The sequence below is a fragment of the Psychrobacillus sp. FSL K6-2843 genome (assembly GCF_038626375.1).
Lineage (GTDB): Bacteria > Bacillota > Bacilli > Bacillales_A > Planococcaceae > Psychrobacillus > Psychrobacillus faecigallinarum.
On the sequence record NZ_CP152021.1, the window covers coordinates 2,194,475 to 2,211,345 of the forward strand.

At 34.9% G+C, this 16,871-nt stretch carries 18 protein-coding genes and 1 other annotated feature; of the genes, 5 read left to right on the forward strand and 13 right to left on the reverse strand.

From position 1 onward, the window contains the following. Positions 1-15: 15 nt before the first annotated feature. From MKY94_RS11055 to MKY94_RS11065, 3 genes are all read right to left on the reverse strand, one after another. Entirely contained in the window at positions 16-1,026 is a 1,011-nt protein-coding gene (locus MKY94_RS11055; RefSeq protein ID WP_151109657.1) for an aldo/keto reductase, read from the reverse strand. After that, entirely contained in the window at positions 1,023-1,586 is a 564-nt protein-coding gene (locus MKY94_RS11060; RefSeq protein WP_318245405.1) for an NUDIX hydrolase, read from the reverse strand. Before MKY94_RS11060 ends, MKY94_RS11055 begins: the two co-directional genes overlap by 4 nt. A 450-nt stretch (positions 1,587-2,036) precedes the next feature. Then, positions 2,037-2,381 (reverse strand): zinc-ribbon domain-containing protein, encoded by a 345-nt coding sequence (locus MKY94_RS11065; RefSeq protein WP_144536187.1) that lies wholly within the window; start codon positions 2,379-2,381, stop codon positions 2,037-2,039. A 465-nt stretch (positions 2,382-2,846) separates the two neighbouring features. On the opposite strand from MKY94_RS11065, the gene MKY94_RS11070 reads away from it, so the two are divergent. Then, complete coding sequence (locus MKY94_RS11070) at positions 2,847-3,629, forward strand: hypothetical protein (protein ID WP_151109653.1); 783 nt, start codon at positions 2,847-2,849, stop codon at positions 3,627-3,629. A gap of 63 nt (positions 3,630-3,692) precedes the next feature. Next, positions 3,693-4,691: a hypothetical protein gene (locus MKY94_RS11075; RefSeq protein WP_342577073.1), complete on the forward strand. Its 999-nt coding sequence runs from the start codon at positions 3,693-3,695 to the stop codon at positions 4,689-4,691. A gap of 223 nt (positions 4,692-4,914) precedes the next feature. Here MKY94_RS11075 and MKY94_RS11080 read toward each other — a convergent pair whose 3' ends face one another. The 8 genes from MKY94_RS11080 to MKY94_RS11115 all read right to left on the reverse strand — a co-directional run bounded on the left by MKY94_RS11080 (position 4,915) and on the right by MKY94_RS11115 (position 12,496). After that, positions 4,915-5,484: an HAD family acid phosphatase gene (locus tag MKY94_RS11080; protein WP_151109649.1), complete on the reverse strand. Its 570-nt coding sequence runs from the start codon at positions 5,482-5,484 to the stop codon at positions 4,915-4,917. 17 nt (positions 5,485-5,501) lie between these two features. Beyond that, positions 5,502-6,584, reverse strand: a complete 1,083-nt coding sequence (locus MKY94_RS11085; RefSeq protein WP_151109647.1) for an FAD-dependent monooxygenase — start codon at positions 6,582-6,584, stop codon at positions 5,502-5,504. Continuing rightward, positions 6,581-7,690 carry a bifunctional diaminohydroxyphosphoribosylaminopyrimidine deaminase/5-amino-6-(5-phosphoribosylamino)uracil reductase RibD gene (gene ribD / locus MKY94_RS11090; RefSeq protein WP_151109645.1) on the reverse strand — a complete coding sequence of 370 codons (1,110 nt, stop codon included), beginning with the start codon at positions 7,688-7,690 and terminating at the stop codon, positions 6,581-6,583. Before ribD ends, MKY94_RS11085 begins: the two co-directional genes overlap by 4 nt. Positions 7,691-7,702: 12 nt before the next feature. Next, complete coding sequence (locus tag MKY94_RS11095; protein WP_151109643.1) at positions 7,703-8,449, reverse strand: GTP cyclohydrolase II; 747 nt, start codon at positions 8,447-8,449, stop codon at positions 7,703-7,705. 478 nt (positions 8,450-8,927) lie between these two features. Beyond that, positions 8,928-9,650 carry an HAD-IIB family hydrolase gene (locus MKY94_RS11100; RefSeq protein ID WP_225321666.1) on the reverse strand — a complete coding sequence of 241 codons (723 nt, stop codon included), beginning with the start codon at positions 9,648-9,650 and terminating at the stop codon, positions 8,928-8,930. Beyond that, the gene (locus MKY94_RS11105; RefSeq protein ID WP_342577074.1) at positions 9,613-10,836 is read right to left on the reverse strand and encodes a glycosyltransferase; all 1,224 of its coding nucleotides are present in this window, start codon (positions 10,834-10,836) and stop codon (positions 9,613-9,615) included. Before MKY94_RS11105 ends, MKY94_RS11100 begins: the two co-directional genes overlap by 38 nt. A gap of 263 nt (positions 10,837-11,099) precedes the next feature. Further along, positions 11,100-11,909 (reverse strand): YitT family protein, encoded by an 810-nt coding sequence (locus MKY94_RS11110; protein ID WP_144536173.1) that lies wholly within the window; start codon positions 11,907-11,909, stop codon positions 11,100-11,102. 182 nt (positions 11,910-12,091) lie between these two features. Beyond that, positions 12,092-12,496, reverse strand: a complete 405-nt coding sequence (locus MKY94_RS11115) for a VOC family protein (RefSeq protein ID WP_151109639.1) — start codon at positions 12,494-12,496, stop codon at positions 12,092-12,094. Between the two features lie 241 nt (positions 12,497-12,737). Here MKY94_RS11115 and MKY94_RS11120 point away from each other — a divergent pair, with 241 nt between their 5' ends. Together MKY94_RS11120 and MKY94_RS11125 are read left to right on the forward strand one after the other, a co-directional pair. Continuing rightward, entirely contained in the window at positions 12,738-13,433 is a 696-nt protein-coding gene (locus MKY94_RS11120; RefSeq protein ID WP_151109637.1) for a peptidase E, read from the forward strand. 188 nt (positions 13,434-13,621) lie between these two features. Beyond that, positions 13,622-13,786 carry an aspartyl-phosphate phosphatase Spo0E family protein gene (locus tag MKY94_RS11125; protein WP_144536167.1) on the forward strand — a complete coding sequence of 55 codons (165 nt, stop codon included), beginning with the start codon at positions 13,622-13,624 and terminating at the stop codon, positions 13,784-13,786. Between the two features lie 88 nt (positions 13,787-13,874). On the opposite strand, the gene MKY94_RS11130 is transcribed toward MKY94_RS11125, so the two are convergent. Both MKY94_RS11130 and MKY94_RS11135 read right to left on the reverse strand, forming a co-directional pair. Then, positions 13,875-14,627 carry an SDR family NAD(P)-dependent oxidoreductase gene (locus tag MKY94_RS11130; RefSeq protein WP_151109635.1) on the reverse strand — a complete coding sequence of 251 codons (753 nt, stop codon included), beginning with the start codon at positions 14,625-14,627 and terminating at the stop codon, positions 13,875-13,877. After that, entirely contained in the window at positions 14,614-15,558 is a 945-nt protein-coding gene (locus MKY94_RS11135) for an MBL fold metallo-hydrolase (protein ID WP_151109633.1), read from the reverse strand. Before MKY94_RS11135 ends, MKY94_RS11130 begins: the two co-directional genes overlap by 14 nt. Before the next feature lie 119 nt (positions 15,559-15,677). After that, positions 15,678-15,888: a binding site (T-box leader), on the forward strand. Positions 15,889-15,942: 54 nt separating this feature from the next. Here MKY94_RS11135 and MKY94_RS11140 point away from each other — a divergent pair. Continuing rightward, the gene (locus MKY94_RS11140; protein WP_144536162.1) at positions 15,943-16,851 is read left to right on the forward strand and encodes a Nif3-like dinuclear metal center hexameric protein; all 909 of its coding nucleotides are present in this window, start codon (positions 15,943-15,945) and stop codon (positions 16,849-16,851) included. Positions 16,852-16,871 lie beyond the last annotated feature (20 nt).

Genomic DNA, 16,871 nt, shown 5'->3' on the forward strand with positions numbered 1-16,871 from the left:
CTAATGAATAAAAGTTCATTTGTAAGTTGCAATGTTTTCCTTGGCGTGGTTTACTCGTTTCATTCCAACCATTGTTGACAATATGTCTTTTGTATTCATTAGGAATCGCAAGATATCATCTGTGTTTTCCACATCTTTACCTAGGTTAAATGGTGCGCTGGTCGTAACGTGAATATCTAGATCCCTAGCAGCTTCTAAAACTGTCAGCGCTATCCCTGAAACTGATTGAGTTTTCCTATTATTTGCTCCAGGTAAGGAACTATTTAAGGGCACTTGGATAAATCTAAAATGATGGCTAAGCCCTCCTACCTTTCTCGCTATTTTTTCCGTTTTTTCTAAAGATATATAGCCTTTCTCATCACTATCTGTAATTAAACCCAGCCAGGTAGCCAAACCGTAAAATCGTATAGTTTGCTTTTTTACTTGTTGCTCAAAGAAATAAAATAATTCTTCAAGCATTTTGTAGAACGCCTCTTCTCCAAGAACTTTCATAGAAATTTCCGGAACATGTAAATAATAAATATCAATTGTCTCCAAACCAAGGTGTGATCTGCTTTGATTTAGTGCAAACTGAAAATAGCTTGGAGTAAGTACGTGCTTTTGATGTGCAACTGTCTGTATTTCCTTTTCTTGAATGATTTCATTTTTTAAGAGCACATATTTTAGATAGTCACTTGGAACAAGACCCGCATCTATATCACCTGGAATTAGGCCCGCCTTTGTTGAGATGACAAACTCACTTCTATCAAGTTCTTTGTTTGTTATTAGCGACTCTAGCACTTTCCCTATATCTTTCTCTGATTTCATACCACGATAATTTAGAGCGGTATCAATAAAATTCACACCATTTCTGAGGCAGTATTTAATTGTTTTTTCATACAGCTCGGAATCTTCATTTGTCATATCGCCTAAATGTGTCCCGATTGCAATTGGCGAGCAATAAAACCAAGTAGTTTCTCTATATTTTGACTCATGATTATTTAAATAATTTAATGTTTTTTCTCTGGTGGCATAACCCTTTATCATCTAATGGGCTTCTCCTTTAAATAAGATAAAGCCATATAGTAGGCATGAGCTGTAAAAAGTTGTTGGATCTCTCCATTCACGATCAATGAACCCATTTCATTCCAGTTATAAATATGAACATCTATAAATTCTGTAGGGTCGAGCTGCTGACCACTAGTATGATAAGCATCTAGAAGCAGATAGGTAAATACCTTATTGGTTTGAGTTGCCGGATTTACGTAAAATTGGCCCAATAATATAGGTTCTCGGTCTGTTGAGTAGCCCGTCTCTTCTTGAACTTCCCTTAAAATTGCTTCCTGATAGCTTTCTCCCCCTTCTGGCTTTCCAGCAGGAATCTCTAAAAATATGTTTTGAGCTGAATAGCGATATTGACTTACTAATACAATTTGTTGTTCCTTTGTAAGCACAATAGCATTTACCCAATCATCGTATTCATTTACATAATAATCTTCAATTATTTGACCATTGGGCAACTCGCATTTGTCTTTTCGTAAATTGCCAAACGGTGACTGGTACAAATAGGATGAGCTTAGCTTTTTCCATGTGTCCAATATTTTCACTCCTTAGATAATACATATTCAGGTTCCGTAGATATAGCTTTACCAATAAAAAATATAAAAGCGAGGAAGAAAGGAAAGATAATTAGTTGTCCAATAATGATAAACGCTGTTGCAGGTGATGGGTCATCTCCCCTGTAGGTTATAGGAAAAATACTAGCGAACAAAAGAATGAAAAAAATCAAATATGGAAACCACAGGAAAGAAGAAATATATCTGCTCTTTCTGTATTGGAGCCACCTGCCGTTTACTAGGAGCAGAACTGTTATCAATAATATGAAACCTAAAACATGGAGAATCATCATAAATAGGTTTACGGCGTCAGTTTCCCAATTCGTTATACGAGCTATTCTATAAAAGTTTAACTGTAATTCAAATGATATAAAAATCATAAGTGCAATAATAATGCTAACTATGTTCAGACGTAAAAAGTAATTGATACAAAAACCACCTTTATTTATTTTGCAGAGAGCTACCACATTCAGAGCAAAATTTGAAGGATTTGCCAACTGGGTGACCACAATTGGAGCAATAGACTTCCGCTTTTAATTGTCCCTCTTCCCATCCTTTGCTGGCTGCCGCCATTTGTTCACGTATTGCCTCATTGTTTATTTCTTTTAATTTCTTGTAGTTACCTACGCCTGTTAATAAAAAGCCGAAAAAGATAAGGGGTGCTCCTACGAAGAATAACCAGAAATATTGAGGCTCCTCAAAAAACTCCAGAGTAAAAAATTCAAAACAAGCAATTGCCAAGCAGCATATTCCAGCAAACATGATAATCGGACCTATAAATTTCACTACATATTCACCCCAATTTCAAAAAAATTCATAAGCACTCATTAAAATAATTAAATTCCTCTATGGAAATTGGAGCAGATAAGTTTATTTCATTATTTAAAGTAGCTATTACATCTGCTTCTCTTTTCAACCAATAGCGATAAGGTGATTCAGTTACAGCCTTCCATACAAAAAAGCCCTTTTCTGTTTCAGGAAAAGTTGAATGAGATGTTCCGCCTTGCCGCTTAGCAAAGGAAAAAAGAGAAAATTTCCCTAATGCGGGCTTTAATTATTTGTTTTTTCAAATAAAATACCTCTAGACCATATTATACAATACAATAATCATTATTTATTATAATTTTTTCATTTAATTGGGAATTATATAACTCGTTTTGCTGTTATTTCTGTTAGCGATTTAACAATGCCTACTTTTTGCATACTTGCATATTCTAACTATAAGGCTAGCTCACAAGGGAGGAACACCTAATGGGATTATTCATCAATGAATACCAAAACCCTGGGGTATTTAAAAATACGGCAGAAATAAAGGCACCTAATCAAACAGAATATCGATGTAACCACTTATCTGAGTTCATACAAGATCAAAATACTGCAAATGAAGCTTTTCTTCGAGCCATTAAAGGATTAAGAAGATCTCAATATCACTATGGTCATCAGCAAATAACTCAATCGTATGAAATGAATGCAAAACTACAGGAGTTAAAAGAACTCAATATCAAACATGAGCTTGTTGAGAAACAAGTATATAACTGGTTAGAAAAATTAGAGCTGCAAAACCATACTATACAGCTACTAATAAAAGACGAGCAATTAGGTAAAAACGATTTAACCGTTCAAATTGAAAAACTGGACGATACGCAAAATGAAATAATGTCTCGATTAGAACAAGCAGAGGTAACACAAATATGTATTGTAAATAAGCTCGAAGATCTTTCTCTAGAGAATAAGGAAGTTTTATCTCATATAGAAAAAGTAGATATTTTTAATGATGAAATAATGAATAAAGTTAATGAACAGAATCAATTCCGTCAAATAATTAATGAACAGTTTAATAATTTGGAAGATGGACAAAAGGAATTAACAAACAGAGTAGACAATCAAGAAGGATTAATGGAGAAGATTTTGCGCCAAATCGATCATGTAAGAACTTCATTGTTTGAAAGAACTAGCTTTTTAGAAGAGAAAATGGAGAAAATATATCACGCCTCCATAGCTAGCTTTCAGAAGATAAAAAACGGTTCTGAATAAACTTGAGGGGGAAAACCTATAAACCTTAGCAAATGGGTTGGTGGATTTATCATTTTCATTTTATTGATTGGTTGTGGGACTGTGGCTTTATCGAATACAAATGATAGTAACAAATTCCCATATGAAGTTACTACGGAAGTAATGGATGAAAGAGCAATGATAGAACATGCCTTCAAGTCTATTAGAAGCTTTAAAAAGTTAGGCTTTATCAAACCAGAGGATAAGCTAGACAGCACACTCTTGACCTATGACCCATCCAAGGATGTACTAAAGTATCAAGAAACATTTTACTTAAGCACCGGCTACAAATATCTTTCGTTCTCTTCTCTACTAAATTATTCGAAAGAGGATTACGAAAATTACGTTCAATCATTAGAAAATTTGAGAAGGTTATCACACGAGAGCATGGAAATTGAAATTGGTAATAATGAGGATGCCTCATTTACAACACTTTTAGGTCTTGACGGAAATGAGCTATACCATATTGATTTTCTGAAAGAGGGATTTAGTAATGATGTAGTAGATGCTGTTGGCTTGTCTTTAAAACCAGTGGAGGAAGGTGTTTTTGAACGGTTTTATGATACACTTTTAAAAGATATGGACAAAATTAAATTCCCCACAATGGATAAGGGCTATGAAGTTAAGTCAATTATATCTAAATGGATAACAGATCATATCGGTCCCGAATTAATAATCGAATATGAAAATTTTCAAAACAAAACATTCCTTTATACTATTAGAGATAGTGATCTTGTAATTGATGCTTATGACGAAAAAAGTAAATTTTTACTAAAGAATGGTACCGAGGTAAATTTATATGTATCTGCATATAAAGATGATTTTCTAGCTTATACGTGGTCTGATGGCATTCATTTTTATGAAATAACAATTGACACCCAAAAGAATAAATTGAAAAAAGAAGAAATATACAAAATAATCGAGTCTTCTCTTCAAGATAAGAGTACTTTTTCAGATTTAAGTCTTTTTAAACCTTTGAACGATTTTCCTATCTTAACCGAAAAAGATAAACAGCTACGAGAGATAATTCAGAAAGAAAATTAAAAGCGCTCGTAAAGTGTACTTTCTCCCCTAAAAGATCAAAAAGCGCTCCTAAAAATAGAAAAGTGTCTCCTAAAGGGAGCGAAAACCGCCCCAAAAGAACTTAAAGCTTCCGACATTTTTCTCCGGAAGCTTTTATTACAAGGCAAATATGAAACAATTTCTTATCATATGGAAACAAAAAAAGCACTGTTAGAACAGTGCTTTTGAAATTAAAACCGACCGATTATTTATTATTACTGAGAATGTTATCTAATTCAATCCATTGTTTCATCCTTGGCATCTCTACTGACTGATTATAAGATTGATCCATTATGAAAACTTTTGTCTGCACATCTTTTAGCGTTTCTAAAACAGCTGGCTTGTCATCAAAATAGTAATCTAGCTCTAATTTCATGATGGTTGCTATTTTTTCATCGTCTAGCATTCCACAATAGAAGTGTTCATCCTTCACTGGAAAGCCTTGCGCTTTCATCCACTCACGAGTCTGAGCACAATATTTTTTGGGGCGAGAGGTAATATAGTAAATTTCATGACCATCATTGTCTAAGGAATTTAGAGTTTCTAAAGCCCCCTCAAAAGATGGACAATCCGTAAAATAAATTTCCTCCATACACTCTCTCCACATAGCATTTCCATCTTCTTTATTTAGTCCAAATGCTTCATGGATCTCCACCGTCTGTAATGCACGGAAAACATCTAAATCCACACTTTGGTTGAGTTTCTTATTATACAAATGAAAAGCGTGCTCTCTTAAATTAATTAAAGTATCATCAATATCAAAACCAAATTTCATTTTTTGTTCTCCTACTCTTATAACATGATTGTAAATTGGGAAGCAAAGGACTGCTCCTTCTCAATTTGAGATGCTTGAATTTTTTCAATTTCTCTTTTTCTTTGAGTCGAGCAATCAAACGAATCCAATAAAGTTACGTAGTCTTTGTCTATTAACGTAGCTAAATAATCAGCATCCTTTAAAGCACTATTTAGACCAAATGCCCCAGTCGGTGTCATTGTATGTATAGCATCGCCTATCAATACTAAACCAGATGAGCCCCAGTTTTCACTTGTTGTGCTATACACATCTAATAGCACAAAATCCTTCCACGATTGAATATGCTTATGCACAGTTTCATTTAGGTCAGGAAAAGCTTCCACTAACTGTTGGATAAATGCTGTAAAGGGCTCCTTACGTAAGGTTGAAAATGAACCTTCTTCAATATTCCAGCCGACTTGTATAAAATCATTCGTTTGAGTAAATAACGATAATTGCTTATTATTGATTAACGCCATTTTGATCGATGGTTCCCATCCTTCTGGTGATGGGATTCTTGCCCATAGTAAATCATAACCGTGTTTTCGTTTATTTACCTCAATTTCTGCTTTTTTACGTACTGTTGAATTACGACCATCAGCTCCAATAATGAGCTGGCAATCTATCGTAATTTCTTGTCCATTTTGTATAGCTAAGACACCGCAATAGTTTCCAGCATCATCCTTTAGTAAATCGGCTACTCTAGTATTCATCATACATGTTAGATTTGGAAAATGAGTCCCAGATTTTATGAGGACTGATAAAAGGTTAGCTTGTGGTACATGAATGCCGAGATGACCAATCTCTGGTTGTGGTAAAATTGTTTTAAAAGGCTTACCATCCTGCCAGTACTCTAATTTTTCCATTCGTAGTAAGCCCAACTGTTCTATTTCTTCAAAAAGGCCGTATTTTTTTAGAATTGCTTCTCCCTCTTCATTAAGATGTTCTCCTCTAAAAGCTTTTCCTACTTCTTTATCTCTTTCTATAAGAGCTACATTAATATTTTTTCTAGCTAATAAGAAAGCAAGGAGAGATCCACCTGGACCAGCTCCAACAATACAAATATCGACTTTTAGATTCACTTTTCATCACCTTGCTTAGGATATGCAATTATTCGAAGGTCCTCTCCAAGCTTTTGGAACTCATCGAAATACAAATGCTTTGCAGCTATCATGGTATCCGGATTAGGACCTGTATAAGGTGTAATGGAATCTTTTCCTCCCAATACTTTTGGAGCTATATAAATATAATATTTGTCAATCAAACCAGCGTTTAAAAAGGAGGCATTTACTGCTCCTCCTCCTTCAACAAGGATATCGGTTATACCTAATCGATAAAGTTCTCGAAGTGCAGCATATAAATCTAATCCATTTGTTGCTTTGGAAACAAATATTAGCTTGACTCCCTTTGCTTCAAATGGCTTAGCTCTCTCCATTTCTACTTCGTCACTTGTTACAATAATAGTTTTAGCGGCTACTGTTTGAAGAACCTGGGAATCGATAGGTGTTCTTAAATTAGTATCCAAGATAATTCTAGTAGGATTTTTCCCTTGTTTCTCAGGAAGTCTTGTTGTCAACGCTGGGTTGTCAGCAATAACTGTGCCTACACCTACTAAAATGCCGTCTATTTCGTTTCGGAGATGATGAACTTCTTTCCTTGCACTTTCACTTGTAATCCATTTTGAATGTCCGTTATGGGTTGCAATCTTACCATCTAATGTCATCGCAAACTTAGAGATGACAAACGGCAATCCAGTAGTCATATTGTGTATAAAGCGTTCATTTAGTTTTTTTGCCTCTTCTTCCAGAACTCCAACTTCCACTTCAATGCCAGCATTACGTAGTAATTGTATCCCCCTACCGGCAACCTCCGGATTAGGATCCGTAGTCGCAACAACTACCCGTGCTACTTTGGAATCCTTTACCAAATTTGCACAAGGAGGAGTTTTTCCATAATGAGAGCAAGGCTCAAGCGTCACGTATAAAGTTGCTCCTTCCGCATGGCTTCCTGCCATTTTAAAAGCATGGACTTCCGCATGGGGCTCTCCTGCTTTACGGTGAATTCCACTTCCTACGATAACACCATCCTTAACAATTACTGCCCCTACTATTGGGTTAGGATTCGTTTTCCCTTTAGCACTAGCAGACATTTCAAGTGCTAATTTCATAAAATAATGATCTTTTTCCATACTATACTCACCTCATACAGTCAAACTAGGGTTTTCTTCTAAAATATGACCAGACTTTTCTACTTTCGTTTTCAAATAGAACTCATTCGTTTCAGTTAAACCACCCCAAAGAGGAACATGATGATCTGAAAGCAAACCATGTCCCTTTAAAGCAGCAAGCTTTCTTGGATTGTTTGTTATTAAAGTTACAGGCTTTTGTCTTAAAGACTCCAATACACGGATTGCATCTTCATAAGATCGTGTGTCATCCTCAAAGCCCAGCGCATGATTTGCTTCTACTGTGTCATATCCTTCTTCTTGTAAAAGGTAAGCAAGAGACTTGGAAAACAAACCTATTCCTCTACCTTCATGATCTGCTAAATAAAAGATGGCACCACAGCCGTGGTTTGCCACCATCTTCATCGACTCATGAAGCTGATAGCCACAGTCACATCTTTGACTACCAAAAATGTCACCAGTATGACAAATGCTATGCATACGAATTAAAGCATCTTCTTCATTAGAAAAATCACCATAAACTAGCACCGATGATTGCTGTCCAAAAGCCAAGTTAGCTGTGGAAATGGATTTTACGACGTCTTCCTTTGATAAATTTTTATCTATTTTCACCCAAGAGTACCATTTAAAAGTCGTTTCGAAATCATCTTGTTTTATAGGCAAACTTACCGGACCTACTAGGCAAAGATCGAATGCCTCATTTGTAGGTATTATGTTTATTTTATTTTGCAAAATTTGCATGGTTTCTTTTTTTATATTCATTCTCATTCTCACCTATCATTCTAATTCAATCGAATTTTATGTCTATTATATTCTGATTGTACAAATTCACTTACATAACGTAACCTAGTATAAAATTACAAGTGTTAAATGTCAAATTATCTATTCTTCCCTTATTGGTTCGCCATTTAAGTTTTTCTCTTTCAACTTATTATTTTAACACACCCCATACTATATTCTTCGTCTCTAATACTTATAAATAATATATCCATAATTGTTTGTTAAGCAAAAATCATGAAGAGACGCTTTTTCATGAGTTGAGCGATAAAACTTTTACACACAGCAATCGTCTCACATGAAAATCCTTTACTGTTGTACACTGACTGCTTATGACGCCACTATCCGTAGTGATGGTCAGAGTGAAAAACGTTCATGTTTAATTGTAAATTGCTTCATGTGAAATTTACAAATTTTGCAAAATAAAAAACTGTTCAATAAAAATTGAACAGTTTTCCAAAAATTATTTACTATAAAAATGTAACCATGCCTCGTAAATACCACCCGCACAATTTTGCGTTGCCCGAAACAATTTCGGATGGTCTTTAATTGCCAAAAGCTCTGGTTGAGCATTTGCAACAATTACGGACGGATAACCTAGACTAAGCATTTCCTCATCATTACCAGAATCACCAGCAATAAGAATCGACGCATTTGTATCTACATATTTTTCAATCACGTATGTCAAAGCAGATCCTTTTCCGCTACTTTCAGGTAGAATGTCAATGTCTCTACCTGAACTAAAGATAAACTTGTGAGGAATCTTTGAAAGCACTAACTCTTGCTTTAGCTTTTCCACGCTGTCATTATCTTCTTTTACTGTATAGGAAATTCTAGATTCATTGGGTAGTTTTTGAGGAAATATTGTTGGGTATTTAGAAACAATATTTTTAATGGCTTCTGGATCCCAATTAGATTTCATTTTATGTTCCCATTCTAAATCAACATTAAGGTCTGTGCCTACATATATACCTGTTCCCACATCCGAGATTAAAATGCTTGGCATTGGAATTTTTGCTTCTCTAATTAAATCTAAAGCGGAACCTTTATGTCTACCTGTGACATAAACCAAGGAAACCTTCTCATCAAGGCTTTCATAATATTTAAGTAATACTTTTAAATCCTCTTCACTACCGACCAGCGTACCATCAAGATCGGTGGCTAGCATTTGCGTAATCATTTGCATGTAACAAATCCTCATATGTTTTATCTATTTCTTTAGCAATGCTTGACCAGTTAAATATACGACTTGCACGTTCTGCAGCTTCTTTACCTAGTCTTTTTGCTAAAAGATTGTTTTTTAATATTTTCTTCATTGCATTAGCAAGTTGTGTAGAATCTTTTGGAGGTACTTGTAAACCTGTTTTACCGTGAGAAACAACATCTTTTAAGCCACCTACGCCTGAGGCAATAACTGGAGTCCCGCATGCCTGTGCTTCTGCAGCTACCATACCAAATGATTCGTAATAGGAAGGAACAATCACAGATGTAGCCTTAGAGAACAGCTCACTTAAGTTATGTTGAGATTGAGGACCTATAAATTCTATATATTCTTCAATTCCTTTTACTTTTTCTCTTAAACTTGGATCCGTTGGCAATAGTGTAATGGGATCTATTTCTTCTTTATCTCCACCTGCTAAAACGAGTTTAGCCTCTAATTCTGGACTTTCCTTTTTCATTTTATGAAATGCTTCTAATAGTGTACTAATTCCTTTAGTCTTTTCCAATCGTCCTGCATATACAAGTAAGGGCTTCATTCCTGCTTTTCGTTTAGAATGTGACTGGAACTCTTTTGCAACTCCAATCGAAATTACCTCAACTTCGGGATTGTTGTCTGCAAAATCTAAAATTATTTGTTTTTCAACTTCAGTTGTTGCAATAACCTTGTCAGCAGAGTTTAATATATGCTTTTCTGCTTCTAGACGAATAGGCTCCTCAACGCCTGTTGCCTGTTTTTTGGCTATGCCGAGGGAATGTGATGTATGCACAAGCGGAATACCGAATTCTTCCTTTAAAGCAAGTCCCAATAGACCAGACATCCAATAGTGTGAATGAATAACATCATATTTTTGAACAGATATTGTTTTTTTTATTTCTTCATAGAATGTTGGCAGAAGATCGTATATTTTAGTTTTAGGAATATAACCCTTATGCCCTGCAGCAAATCTTATTACTCTTGACATACTACCTAATTTTTCGATCTTTGGAGTATCTGGATTACTCCAGTGTGTAACTACATCAACTGCAATTCCTCTCCGTCCGAGTGCAAGAGTAAGCTCTTTAACGTAGTTATTTTGTCCACCCGCCTGCTTACCACCTAATGTTTCTAGAGGGTCACCATGTTCGGAGATAAATAAAATTCTTTTCCACATAAACAGCATCTCCTATCTATCTTTTTCTTAACTAAGCTATTTATATTAATACCCTTACTTTCAGACTATTAAACTATTTTTATAAAGTTTTATGTTATTTAATGCAATATTAAGATAATTAGAGACAGTCAAAGTATGTCTTGGTTTTACAAATATCAACTTTCGAAAACCTTAAGAAGATATAGAATACGGGATTGTCAGTAGAAACAAATAATTGACAAAATAAAAACGCTCAAAGAATAAATCTTGAGCGTTTTAGAAAACTAATTTTTGTTGAATGCACCCATTACTTCAATAGTTTCTGTAATATTTACGAATGCATTACTATCTACTTCTTTAATCATTTTTTTTACTTCTCCTAGTTCATATCTAGTGATAACTGTGAAGAGAACTTTTCTAGATTGTTTTGTGTAAGCCCCTTCTCCATCTAACACAGTTATACCTCGAACTAGGTTTTGGAGTAATTTTTTTTGAACTTCTTCTCCCTTTTCTGTGATGATCATAAGTGTTATTTTTACATGCTTCGTATGAATCACATCTACAACTTTACCAAATACATACAAAACCAATAATGTATACATCGTTTGTTCCCAACCGATAAAATAGCCGGAAGCCAACACAATTACACTATTCATAACGAGCATCATAGTTCCCAATGAAAAGTCTTTTTTCTTTGTTATTACAAGTCCAATAATATCTATACCACCAGTAGAACCATTAAATTTAATAATCATTCCCGTAGCAGCTCCGCCTATAACTGCACCAAACACAGAAGACAAAAGAATGTCCTCAGTCACTTGCACCACAGGAATATATTGCATAGCTAAACTGGTTAAAAAGACAGAGTACATACTATATGCAACAAATTTTTTCCCAATACTTACAAAGCCAAGGATAAAAACAGGTACGTTAAGGATAAAGATGATCCATCCAATGTTCCAGTTTGTAAGAATACCAATAATCATACCAATACCTGAAAAACCACCTAATATCACTTCATGAGGTACTAAAAAAAGATTTAATGCAACAGCCATAAATAAAGATCCTAATGTTATTACAATAAAATTTTTCATTTCTTGCTCCTTAATTTTAATCGAACTTAACTATACAACAATTTTTATAGAAAAACTTATATTTTATAAAAAAATGTTGCTATTTCTTAAGGAGTCTTCATCAAAAGATGAAAAATTGTTATCAAATGAAATTGTTTTTAAATATTATAGCTATAATAATATTTTTCCAAATATATCTTCATTTAAATCCCTTGGTCATTCATCAGCACTACTCTCCAACCATCTGGATCTTCTATTGTAATGCCTTTCTCTTCCCAATAAGGATTTTCTGGTGGCACTGAATTATAGCCCATTTTAAATAATTTATAGCATATATCATCAATTATTGTTTTATGAGGTATATAGAAGACAAGCAAATTGTCCTTTGTGGGTGCAGGACAAGGAGAGCAATCTACATGGGTTGTAAATTCCAAGTGATATGATTTGTCAGGTAAGCCAATCATCACACCATCATAACCCTCGTGCCCCTTAAAGCTTCCTACAACCTTCAATCCTAGTCCTTCAGTATAAAACTTTATATTCTTTTCCATCTTATCTGTTGGTCTCGCGATTCTAATTTGCATCAAGCCATCTGTCCATTTTTCCATATATACAACTCCTTTTAGAAGAATATTAACATGAAGCAACTTATGATCTCTTCCCCCATAAGGAGGAACTTCCATTTAACTTAGCACTAAATTTTTCTATCTTTTCTTGTAAGCTATCTATCCTCGGTGATATGATGACACCATCTAATATTTTTCTTTTAAGTAAAAGAAGATTTTACAACGGAATTGTGGGTATCTATCCTCTGCTTCATACTTAACCTTTGAAAAGGACTGATGTAAAATGAGACAAATTATCGCAATGGGTGGTGGTGGCTTCTCTATGGAACCTGAAAATCCACTTCTTGACCAATACATATTAAAACAAGTTAAAAAGGAACAACCAAAAGTTTGTTTTATCCCAACTGCTAGTGGTGATCAGGATAACTACGTCAAAAGATTTTATCATTCTTTTGAAAATTTTAACTGTAATGCATCCCATCTTAGCTTATTTGAACCAAATTTCAATAATTTAGAGGAGTATGTGATGACACAGGATATACTCTATATAGGTGGTGGAAATACAAGGAATATGCTCGTCCTTTGGAAGGAATGGGGTTTAGATTTAATACTTCGTAAAGCATATGAAAACGGAATTATTCTAGCAGGGCTTAGTGCAGGTTCTATTTGTTGGTTTGAGGAAGGGTTAACCGATCCCTTAAACGCCCCCTTATATAAGCTAAACTGCCTCGGCTTTTTAAAAGGAAGCAATTGTCCACATTATGATGGAGAGGGTAAAAGAAAACCTGCTTATCACGAATTGATAGCTACGGGTGTTATGAAATCAGGATATGCTGTAGAAGATGGCGTTGCTTTACATTTTATAGATGAAGTTTTAAAAGGGGCTGTGAGTTCTCAATTGAATGGCCATGCTTACAAAATAGAAAAAGAAGATACTGAAGTTAATGAAAAAAATATATTGGTTACATATCTAGGCTAACTTGTTTATAGAGCAATTAATATGTGCTTTCTTTCTTAGTTTTCAAGAAAAAAATAAAAAAATATTTTGATTTCCTCCGTGATTTGACAAATTTTTCATTTCTCTTGATTTATAATGAACAAGTTCCATCGTTATTTCAAGAAAACTATTCTTTCGAATGTAGCAAATCTATCAAATGGAGGATATGTATGAAAAGGGAGTTGCGTCAAAAATCCTTATTGATTTTGATAAGTATTAAAAGAAAAGACATGTATAAAAAAGCGAAAAACCTTGGTTTTACTCACCCAATTGTTGTCGCTTGCAGCCAAGAGCTAGATCAATTACTTAACAAATATCAAGATAAAGTGTCTTAAATGAATAGCATGAGAAATAAGACCGTTCTATTCTTCTAGAGGAATTAATCGGTCTTATTTTTTAGGTGGAACTAAATTTAAACTTAACTTATTTCTTTGTAAAAAATCTTTTACCTAGCGTTTCCACTGTTTTAGGAAAAACAGCATAAAGCTTACTTGTTACGGTCATATATGAGGGAAGATCTACTTCTCTGACTGGTTTATAAATTGCTTTAATAATAGCATTGACCACTTTCTGTGGGGCTAGCAATTGCTTGCCCATCTTATCGCGATATCCGCCTGTTTGGTCTGCCCGCTCAAGAAAGGGAGTATCAATAGGACCTGGATTAATAGTTGTCACTTTAACGCCGTGCTCTCGAAGCTCCATGCGTGCTGCATTTGCAAATCCAATGATTGCATGCTTACTGGCAGCATAAACAGATGCCTTCGGTGTAGCCACTTTCCCGGCTTGCGAGGCAATAAAAATGATATGTCCAGATTTCTTTTCTTTCATCTTATTCGCAAAATATTTTGCAAGCATGATTGGCGCCTTCACATTTACATCAAGCATTTGCTCTACCTCGACATCCTGTAAGTCGGTCAGATAAGCAAAGGTACCAATACCTGCATTCAAAACTAACGTGTCTGGAGTTTCTATGTCTTTAAATAGGTTTTCAATTGAATACTGACTTGTTAAATCGGCCACTGTTGTATGTATCCCTACCTTAGATAATTGCTCCAAAGCCTGTTTATTTCTACCAGTAGCCCATACATCATGTCCTTCCTTATGTAATTGTTGCGCTAACATAAATCCTATTCCACTAGTAGCACCGGTAATAAGAATCCTTTTAGGCTTGATCATACAATAAAATCCCCTCATCTGTTTGCTTTTCTAAAATAAGGCCTTCATCCAACAGATAGTCTATTTGACCAATTGTTTCTGAAAGTGTTAAACCAAGCTCTTTTTCATATACCTTTGGGAACAATTGCTGAGTAAGTTCAAAAATGGTCTTTTCCCCATTACTCATCATTTCTAATACTTTTAATGCTCTCTCACGCTGCTTAATTAGTCGAGAAGATATTAACTCTGATACATCATATACTTCATTGCCATGGCCACTAAAAACTTTATGAACTTCCAAAGCTTGAACTCTTTTTAAGGATTCATTGTATTGTAGCATCGATTTTGGACGAGGTGCATTTTTGTCTAATGGTGGCTCAATTAATGGGTTGGAAGAAATTTTATCAATAATTAGATCTCCCCCAATCAAAACACCAGTTTCTTCTTCCCATAAGGAAATATGGCTCTGCGCGTGCCCCAAAGTTTCTAATACCTGAAGCTTGGGATGGCCAGGTATCACATCTCCCTCGTTTAACATTGTATCTAAGGAACGATTGCCAATGTAATTCAAAGGCCTTCTCATTTTTTCAATCCACTTTAAGTAATGTTCAGGGACTCCTTCCTCCACTAAACATTTGTAATAGAACTCATCATGATAGGTTAGGAATGAATGATTTTTTTCTAGCCACACTTGGTTATATGCATGACCTAGTATTTGTGCATTTTTAAATGCATCAATGCAGCCAGAGTGATCGGGATGATGATGAGTAAGGATAACTTGCTCAATATCGCACAACTGATATCCGGCTTCGCATATACCATTTTCAAGTGCAGAAAGAGCCTGTTCGGTTTTTGGACCTGCATCAACTAGAGTCAATATATCTCCTTTTATAAGGTACGCATTTACGTCTCCCACAGCAAATGGTGTAGGTATAATTATCTTATGTATCATTGTATTGCTCCCCTTTATCTGAATGACTATTCATTTATTTTACAGGTAAATGAGACTGGAGTCACTAAATTAGGTTGACTTATTTTGAAAAGACCCCTATAATTTCATTAATTCAAATAATTCAAGCTATGAAGAAGACTAGTACATATATGAAGGAGTTTAGAGAGTGAAATGCTTGCTGAAAATTTCACCTCCCTCTCTTATATCGAACCTACTTCTGAGCTACTATGAAAACATAGTCGTGACCTTCGCGATAAGAAGGTTTAAGTTGTGCTGTATTTACAGCAAATTTAGGTGGTACCGCGGAAATCCTACGTTTTCGTCCTTATTTCATATAGGGATGAGAGCGTTTTTTATTTTCTACAAATTTAAGGAGGTAATCAGATGGTAAAGCTGCAAAAAATAATAGATGCGCTTGATGAAGAGTTCCAGGTACAAAGCTATGGAACGGATCCTTCTTTTAGTAGATTTCTTCCACATTGCTATGATTCGATTGGATATGACTGGAAAAACAACTTCGAATATGATTTCACCCAACTATTTAACGGCTGTATGTTAAGTGGTTCAGAAGAGGTACAAACGATTTTTTTAGCAGTTTTCCCTACTGAAATTGTTTTGGAAAGATTTATTTCTGAAAGCCAAGAAGGTGACCTGTTATTTATGCACCACCCTTTACTCATGGAATGTGGCGACCCAAGAGGAAGTTGGGGAAGAGGCTTTCTACCAATAAAAGAGAAATATTTATCTCAAATAAAAGTTAAGAACCTTTCAGTTTATACATGTCACAATCCCCTAGATTGCCACACTACGTTGGGAACAAATAGTGCAATCGCCAAAGCATTAAACTGTGAAATACAAAATCCTGTCAATTGGAGTAACAAATATTTATCCCTTGGAAACATAGAAACAATAAGTACTGACAGCCTAATATCAAAATTAAAAACCCTTTTTGATATTCCCTACGTTGATTTTGAAGGGATTAATAAGGAGAAATTAAACAAAATAGCAATAGTGGCAGGATGTGGAGATGTTATTGATTGGATGCAGGAAGCTGAAAAAAATGGTGTGCAGGCTTATATAACCGGAGAGGTTCATTGCCATATCGACAATGAGTATGGCCATCGAAAATTTAAGAAAATGCAAGAATATATTGCCACTACATCAATGTCTTTAATAGGAGTTTCTCACGCGGCTTCTGAATATCTAGTCCATAAAACATTAGTAAAAGACTGGTTTGAGCAAAACTTCCATATTAAGACGATATTATTACCACAGGAAAAATGGTGGCTATAAATTTACTGAAGGAGGAGAAT

Coding starts and splice junctions, on each gene's coding strand:
- MKY94_RS11055 (WP_151109657.1), bottom strand. CDS start 1,026: ATGATAAAGGGTTATGCCACCAGAGAAAAAACATTAAATTATTTAAAT.
- MKY94_RS11070 (WP_151109653.1), top strand. CDS start 2,847: ATGGGATTATTCATCAATGAATACCAAAACCCTGGGGTATTTAAAAAT.
- MKY94_RS11080 (WP_151109649.1), bottom strand. CDS start 5,484: ATGAAATTTGGTTTTGATATTGATGATACTTTAATTAATTTAAGAGAG.
- ribD (WP_151109645.1), bottom strand. CDS start 7,690: ATGGAAAAAGATCATTATTTTATGAAATTAGCACTTGAAATGTCTGCT.
- MKY94_RS11095 (WP_151109643.1), bottom strand. CDS start 8,449: ATGAATATAAAAAAAGAAACCATGCAAATTTTGCAAAATAAAATAAAC.
- MKY94_RS11100 (WP_225321666.1), bottom strand. CDS start 9,650: ATGCAAATGATTACGCAAATGCTAGCCACCGATCTTGATGGTACGCTG.
- MKY94_RS11105 (WP_342577074.1), bottom strand. CDS start 10,836: ATGTGGAAAAGAATTTTATTTATCTCCGAACATGGTGACCCTCTAGAA.
- MKY94_RS11110 (WP_144536173.1), bottom strand. CDS start 11,909: ATGAAAAATTTTATTGTAATAACATTAGGATCTTTATTTATGGCTGTT.
- MKY94_RS11115 (WP_151109639.1), bottom strand. CDS start 12,496: ATGGAAAAATGGACAGATGGCTTGATGCAAATTAGAATCGCGAGACCA.
- MKY94_RS11120 (WP_151109637.1), top strand. CDS start 12,738: ATGAGACAAATTATCGCAATGGGTGGTGGTGGCTTCTCTATGGAACCT.
- MKY94_RS11125 (WP_144536167.1), top strand. CDS start 13,622: ATGAAAAGGGAGTTGCGTCAAAAATCCTTATTGATTTTGATAAGTATT.
- MKY94_RS11130 (WP_151109635.1), bottom strand. CDS start 14,627: ATGATCAAGCCTAAAAGGATTCTTATTACCGGTGCTACTAGTGGAATA.
- MKY94_RS11135 (WP_151109633.1), bottom strand. CDS start 15,558: ATGATACATAAGATAATTATACCTACACCATTTGCTGTGGGAGACGTA.
- MKY94_RS11140 (WP_144536162.1), top strand. CDS start 15,943: ATGGTAAAGCTGCAAAAAATAATAGATGCGCTTGATGAAGAGTTCCAG.